We start from the raw sequence: 5,634 nt of genomic DNA on the forward strand, positions 1-5,634 counted from the left end.
CGGCGCAAGGCCAGCGCCGTGCTGGTGCGTTTGCTCGCGCCGGAGGACGCGAAATGAGCTACGAAGCCCCGCTGCAACGCCCCGTCACTGACCCGCATCGCCCTGATCGGCACCCCCAATTGCGGCAAGACCGCGCTGTTCAACACGTTCACCCCCTGGCTCGCCGTGCAGCCGGACATCCAATACATCATCAGCCCTGGCGGCGGCATCCAGGATCCGAACGATCCGAACCACAAGCTGCGCAACGAGCTGGTGGCGGGCATCCGCGCGGTCACAACCTTCTAGGCTTTTTGCGACAGAAAGCGGTGGCGGCACGGCGCGGTTTATATCTGACGCTCACTCAACTGGAAGAAAGGCCGGGGACGGTGATTCCGAACGTCTGCAGCAGCAGCACGGCGTTAAGCAGCAGGATGATCACTGTTCCCGCGATTGCGGCGATATTGGTCAACCGGCTGTTGACGAACTCGCCCATAAGGTCACGCCGGCGGGTGAATAGCACCAGCGCGATCATCGGGATCGGCAGGGCAAAGGATAGGACAACCTGGCTGATCACCAGCGCGTAGGTTGCATTAATGCCAAGGCCGATGACCACGAAGGCAGGGATCATCGTCACCAGGCGCCGCACGACGATCGGGATACGGAACCCCACGAAGCCCTGCATGATCATCTGTCCGGCCATGGTGCCTACTGCGGAACTGGAAATGCCCGAGGCCATCAGGGATATCAGGAACACGGCGGCGGCCCCGGCGCCAAGCAACGGCCCCAAGGTGTGATAGGCGGTCTCGATTTCCGCAACGTCGCTGTGACCGGCATGAAAAGCGGCAGAGGCCATCATCACCATGGCCATGTTGACCGCCCCAGCGACGGTGAGCGCGATGATGCACTCCCAGTTCGAGAAACGCAGCAGCGACCGGCGCTCGTTCGCGTTACGGGCCGGGGCACGGGCCTGGGTGAGGCCGGAATGCATATAGACCGCGTGCGGCATGATGGTGGCGCCGATGATGCCGACCGAGATGGTCAGGGCCGCCGCATTTGGAATGGAGGGAACGACCGCGTGCAGCCCCGCCTGGCCCCAGGCAACCGGCGCGATGAACATCTCGATCAGGAAGCAAAGGCCCACCACGCTGACAAGCGCGCCGATGATGAGCTCGATGGGACGGAAGCCGCGCCGCTCGAACAGCAGGATACCGTAGGTCACCACCGCGGTGACGAGCATTCCGGCGATCAGCGGGATTTTGAACAGCAGGGAAAGCCCGATCGCGCCGCCCAGGAACTCGGCGAGATCGGTGGCCATGGCGGCAACCTCGCTGATGCCCCACATCGCATACACAACGGGGCGCGGAAATTGTTTGTGGCACATCTCGGCCAGATTTCGGCCTGTGACGATGCCGAGCTTGGCCGAAAGCGCCTGAAACAGCATGGCGATCAGGCTGGCCATCAGCACCACCCAGAGCAGGGAATAGCCAAACGCCGCGCCAGCCTGGATATTGGTCGCGTAATTGCCCGGATCCATATAGGCGATCGAGACAATCACCGCCGGTCCCGCGAACAGCAGGGCAGATCGGGCCCCACGCCGCTTGCCGGCCAGGACCTCCCGGATGTTGATCGTGGTCTTATCGGTGAGAGTGGGTCTCTCGGTTTTGGTGAACTCGCTCATGCTCGCTCCGCCTGGGCTGTACCCATAATGTAGCCAAGGCTACATTTTCGGCAATAGGCTTTATCGTCATGCGCTGGTTACATTTTGATGTTAACGGTAAGCCCGTGATAAACTGCGTTATCACTATGGCTTGGGTGACCGAGGGCTGTAGGCATTGCCCACCGAACGGCCGGGCGCGGAGGATGAATGACGCGTAAAGAACCAACCGCCGAGGCTGAGCTTGCGGAGGACGCCACCCCACCAGCGGCCATGCCCAAGGAGGAAATGCAGGCCCGCGGGTTCCGTGCCGCACGTCAGGCGCGCTCAGAGGCGCTAACGGAGGATTATGTCGAGCTCATCGCGGATCTGATGGCAACCGGGGGCGAAGCCAGAACGGTCGATATTGCCCGGCGCCTGGGGGTGTCCCATGCGACCGTCGTCAAGGCGATAGCCCGTCTCAAACGCGAAGAATTGGTGAGCAGTAAGCCTTATCGCGGTATCTTTCTTACTGAGACGGGTAGGGAACTGGCCGAACGGGTGCGGGCCCGGCACCGGCTCGTCGTCAAACTCCTTCTCGCCGTCGGCGTTTCGCCCGATGATGCCGAGGCGGATGCCGAGGGAATTGAACATCATGTTTCGGCGAATACGCTGGCGGCTTTCTCAAGGTTTTTAGAAAAGCAGCTTTAGGTAACTTACGTCGGTTAAAGCGTGGAGGGCTGAACGGCGTCTGACCAACCCAATGTAAATGTCTGCCTTCGAACTTACCGCATCATGCGGCAAGGACACGGGAATTGTCGGATTTCGGGAAGACTGTTGGGACCGGTCTAGGACCGATGGGGCGCACGGCTGCCAGGGGGATGCCCCTGGCAGCCGTGTTGGGCCGTGAGCGGAATAGTCGCTTCGCAGCGCGCAACGGTAACAAGCAGGCGTTCGCTCACGGAGATCGCCCAAAAATGAATGCCGCGAGACCTGACCGCCGGATCATCCTTCAATGGACGAGGGAGGGGGCGGCGCCTCTGCGCGAACGGCGAGTCGTGCCCGAAGGTCGCGCACTTCATGCCGCAACGTCTCCTTTTCGACGCGATCGTATCCGTGGCCGGCCTGAACCGCGAGCGCCTGCAACATGTCGCGTTCATCAGGCGTGATGTCACTACCAGTTTCATGCGGGCCGAACAGCACTAGGCCGATGGCCTGTCCCGCCCAGCCGAAGATCGGCACCGCAAGGCAGGGCGCCTGCTCTTCTGAAGACGGGCCGTCATGGCGCCATTGCTGGGGAAGCAGCCGCATCGGCTTGCGGCGCGTGAGGCACTCGATCACCGGGGCGTCGAGGTCCGGGTGTAGCTGGCGCAGCGACGCGGCGGCCCAGCCAATCGCCGGCATCGTGCGGTGCAGCGAGCCGTCGACATCGCGGAACACGGCTGCCGATGTCAGCCGGAGGTGGCGAACCGGCGCCTCGACGAGCCATCGATCGATCGTGGCGAAGTTGTCAGCTTCAAGCATCGTGTGCCCCGCCTGCTCAAGCCCACGACGGGCCTGATGGTACGCATGGTTGAATGCATGATCGGCCAGTTCTACCGCGACCTCGTGCAGCCGTTGCAGCGCAATCAGCGCGACCGGAGCGACCACCAGCGGCCAAAACCATCCAGGTAAATGCAGCGCTTCGCGAACCTCGCCAATGCGCTCGTGTAGAAAAACGACGGGGATGGCCAGCGCAAGCGTCAGCGCGGTCGTGAGGGTGCCGTGCCGGAGCGGAATCACGACGCTGATCACGCGCTGCCGTCGCACGGCGGTCCATACAAAATAGGCCAGCACGCCCTGGACGAGATACAGCGACCCGAGCGCTGTCTGCGAGGGGGCCATGCCCCACGCATTTTGCAGCAGCCCGGTCGTCTGGCAGATTTCAGCAAAGATGAAGGTGGGCAATCCGATCGCACAGCCTGCAATCACCCAGCGCATGCGTTGCTCGTTGCGGGGATGCAGCGTGCGGCGGCGCGCCAGCAGCAGGGCCAGGGCGACTGCATTGAGGCCATAACTGTAGATGTAACTGGCAGCCGCAATTCCCTCGGTTGGCACACCAAAGAGGTTGGCGCCGGCGAGCAACTGTAACGCGGCCATGACAGCGCCGAGCCAGGGCACCAGCGGCGCCCATCGATGCCAGCGCGGATCGGGCTCGGACTCCGGGAAACGCAGCGCGAAGATGAGCAACCCGCCCAAAGCAGCTCCCGCAGCCAACCCGTCCAGGCATTGCTCGATCAGCAGAAGCGACGGCTGGGACTGGAGAATGGCGTAGTATGTGTAAGTTTGTCCTGGATTGAACCAGAAAAAATAAAGAAAGAAGCCCCAGGTCATCCACCCGGGTCGAATCCAGACGAGCCAGGCCGCGGCAAGTATCGATAGAATGCTGACGATGGTATCCGCGAGCAGAACGAGCCGGCCAAGCAGGTCAAGCGGCGCGAGTTCCGCGCGCAACTGCACGGTTCGGCTCGATCCGCCTGTTGCGGGGCGTATGGCGAGGTCGATTGTCCGCCCGGGGAGCGTCTCTTGCAATCCTCCCGATCCGCCGAGCACGGTAATGAGTGCCGCGCAGACGCGGCTGCGGGGAGCCCGGCAGTTCATCTGCTGCAGGTCGAGCCGGTCCCCGATGGTAAGCCCCGCCGCTGCCGCTGGTGAGTGGCCTAGGCCGTGGTTGAACGGGCCGGCCACATCGATCACAACGCCGTTGTTGTCCACGGTGAGCCCGAATGATGCGAGCGGCCAGACCAGTCGATAGAGCGAGGGCAGGACCATCGACAGCCCCCATGTTGTCAGCACGACCAATGCGAGTCGGGACAAGGTAGAAGTGGACAAATACGGTGCTCCCGCGGGCGTGAAATTCTCCCGTTTTAATGGATGGTTTGTGCCTCGGGTTCTTTTGTTCAATGCATGGTGCAGTCTTTCATAGTTGATGGGTGATTGATAGCCGAGGGCGAAATGCCGGTAACCAAATCCAATGAAAGCTCCAATCAGAGCTAAAACAAAATTGGACAATGTCTTCCGAAAGCGGCTTTTCAACGCTTTCCTCAAGTCAAACCAAAATCCCGCAGAGCAACCCGCAAAGCAGCCGCGTCGGTGAACAAATACCCTGCCAACCCAGCCGCAACGGCACCATCCACATTGGCTTTCGAATCATCGATGAACAAAGTCTCTTCAGGCCGACCGCCTGCCGCAGCCACACAGCGCAAATACACTTCCGGGTTCGGCTTGGCGACGCCGAACTGCGCCGACACATACGCGTGGTCCCCGCACAGAGCAAAAAGCTCCGGAAACAAAACATTCAAATGCTCTCGCACGAGCGTATGATTGTTGGTGAGCACCCCCACCTTCACCTGGCGTTTCAACGCCGCCATAATTGCCAAAACCTCCGGCATCGGAACCATCGCCAGCTTGCGGTTGGCCACCCATTCATCCAGCGTAATCGGGTAGCCCAACCGCTCCCCGAAACCCTTTAAATACGCCACACTGTCCAGCTTCCCGGCATCCGCCTCGGCTTCAAAGCCCGCCCCCCATATCGCCGCAAAAATCTCGTCCGCCGATTTCCCCGAAATCCGCGCCAAGTCGTCGAGCCGTTTCGCCCGATCAAACCGGCAAAGCACGTCATGCATATCAAACAGCACGAGCGAGATCTTCCGCATTGCACAATATTGTCGCTAAACAACTCATCCGCGCAAACAAAATTTGATCGCGGCCGCCCTTGAACAAGCCTCAAATCCTCGGAATGACGACCTATGAGTTTGGCTGCTCATGGGAGGCTTGCACCGTTCTGGATCCAACAATGGGACGACTGCTTTCAAGCACCACGTGATGGTTCGGGAACGACGGACATGGGCGCAAGTCGACCGAGGCCGTGGAAAAACGCGAGTGCTGATCTAGGTGTAGTTGGCCCGATTGGGTTTGAACGATCGCACTGCGTTGGTGGGTTGAGAGTTCGCGCCGGATCGTTGGGCGTGATCAGGCTCTGA

The 5,634-nt window shown here is 61.0% G+C and carries 5 protein-coding genes; 2 read left to right on the forward strand and 3 right to left on the reverse strand.

The features are described from left to right. The first annotated feature begins 135 nt into the window (after nucleotides 1-135). The gene (locus tag ACLPJJ_RS09050; protein ID WP_443590651.1) at nucleotides 136-285 is read left to right on the forward strand and encodes a carbohydrate porin; all 150 of its coding nucleotides are present in this window, start codon (nucleotides 136-138) and stop codon (nucleotides 283-285) included. A gap of 55 nt (nucleotides 286-340) precedes the next feature. Here ACLPJJ_RS09050 and ACLPJJ_RS09055 read toward each other — a convergent pair whose 3' ends face one another. Beyond that, complete coding sequence (locus tag ACLPJJ_RS09055) at nucleotides 341-1,657, reverse strand: Nramp family divalent metal transporter (protein ID WP_443590647.1); 1,317 nt, start codon at nucleotides 1,655-1,657, stop codon at nucleotides 341-343. Between the two features lie 186 nt (nucleotides 1,658-1,843). Between ACLPJJ_RS09055 and mntR the strand changes: the two genes are divergently transcribed. Beyond that, nucleotides 1,844-2,323, forward strand: coding sequence for a manganese-binding transcriptional regulator MntR (gene mntR / locus ACLPJJ_RS09060; RefSeq protein WP_443590648.1), 480 nt, complete (start codon nucleotides 1,844-1,846; stop codon nucleotides 2,321-2,323). Between the two features lie 294 nt (nucleotides 2,324-2,617). Here the strand turns inward: mntR and ACLPJJ_RS09065 are convergent, their stop codons facing one another. Continuing rightward, nucleotides 2,618-4,699 (reverse strand): GAF domain-containing protein, encoded by a 2,082-nt coding sequence (locus ACLPJJ_RS09065; protein WP_443590649.1) that lies wholly within the window; start codon nucleotides 4,697-4,699, stop codon nucleotides 2,618-2,620. Then, complete coding sequence (locus ACLPJJ_RS09070; protein WP_443590650.1) at nucleotides 4,696-5,307, reverse strand: HAD family hydrolase; 612 nt, start codon at nucleotides 5,305-5,307, stop codon at nucleotides 4,696-4,698. Before ACLPJJ_RS09070 ends, ACLPJJ_RS09065 begins: the two co-directional genes overlap by 4 nt. Between the last annotated feature and the right edge of the window lie 327 nt (nucleotides 5,308-5,634).

It is taken from the genome of Acidocella sp. (genome assembly GCF_052326845.1).
GTDB lineage: Bacteria > Pseudomonadota > Alphaproteobacteria > Acetobacterales > Acetobacteraceae > Acidocella.

What these genes read in the sequence shown, in the direction of transcription:
- ACLPJJ_RS09070 (WP_443590650.1), bottom strand. Translation starts at nt 5,307, where the DNA reads ATGCGGAAGATCTCGCTCGTGCTGTTTGATATGCATGACGTGCTTTGC.
- ACLPJJ_RS09055 (WP_443590647.1), bottom strand. Translation starts at nt 1,657, where the DNA reads ATGAGCGAGTTCACCAAAACCGAGAGACCCACTCTCACCGATAAGACC.
- mntR (WP_443590648.1), top strand. Translation starts at nt 1,844, where the DNA reads ATGACGCGTAAAGAACCAACCGCCGAGGCTGAGCTTGCGGAGGACGCC.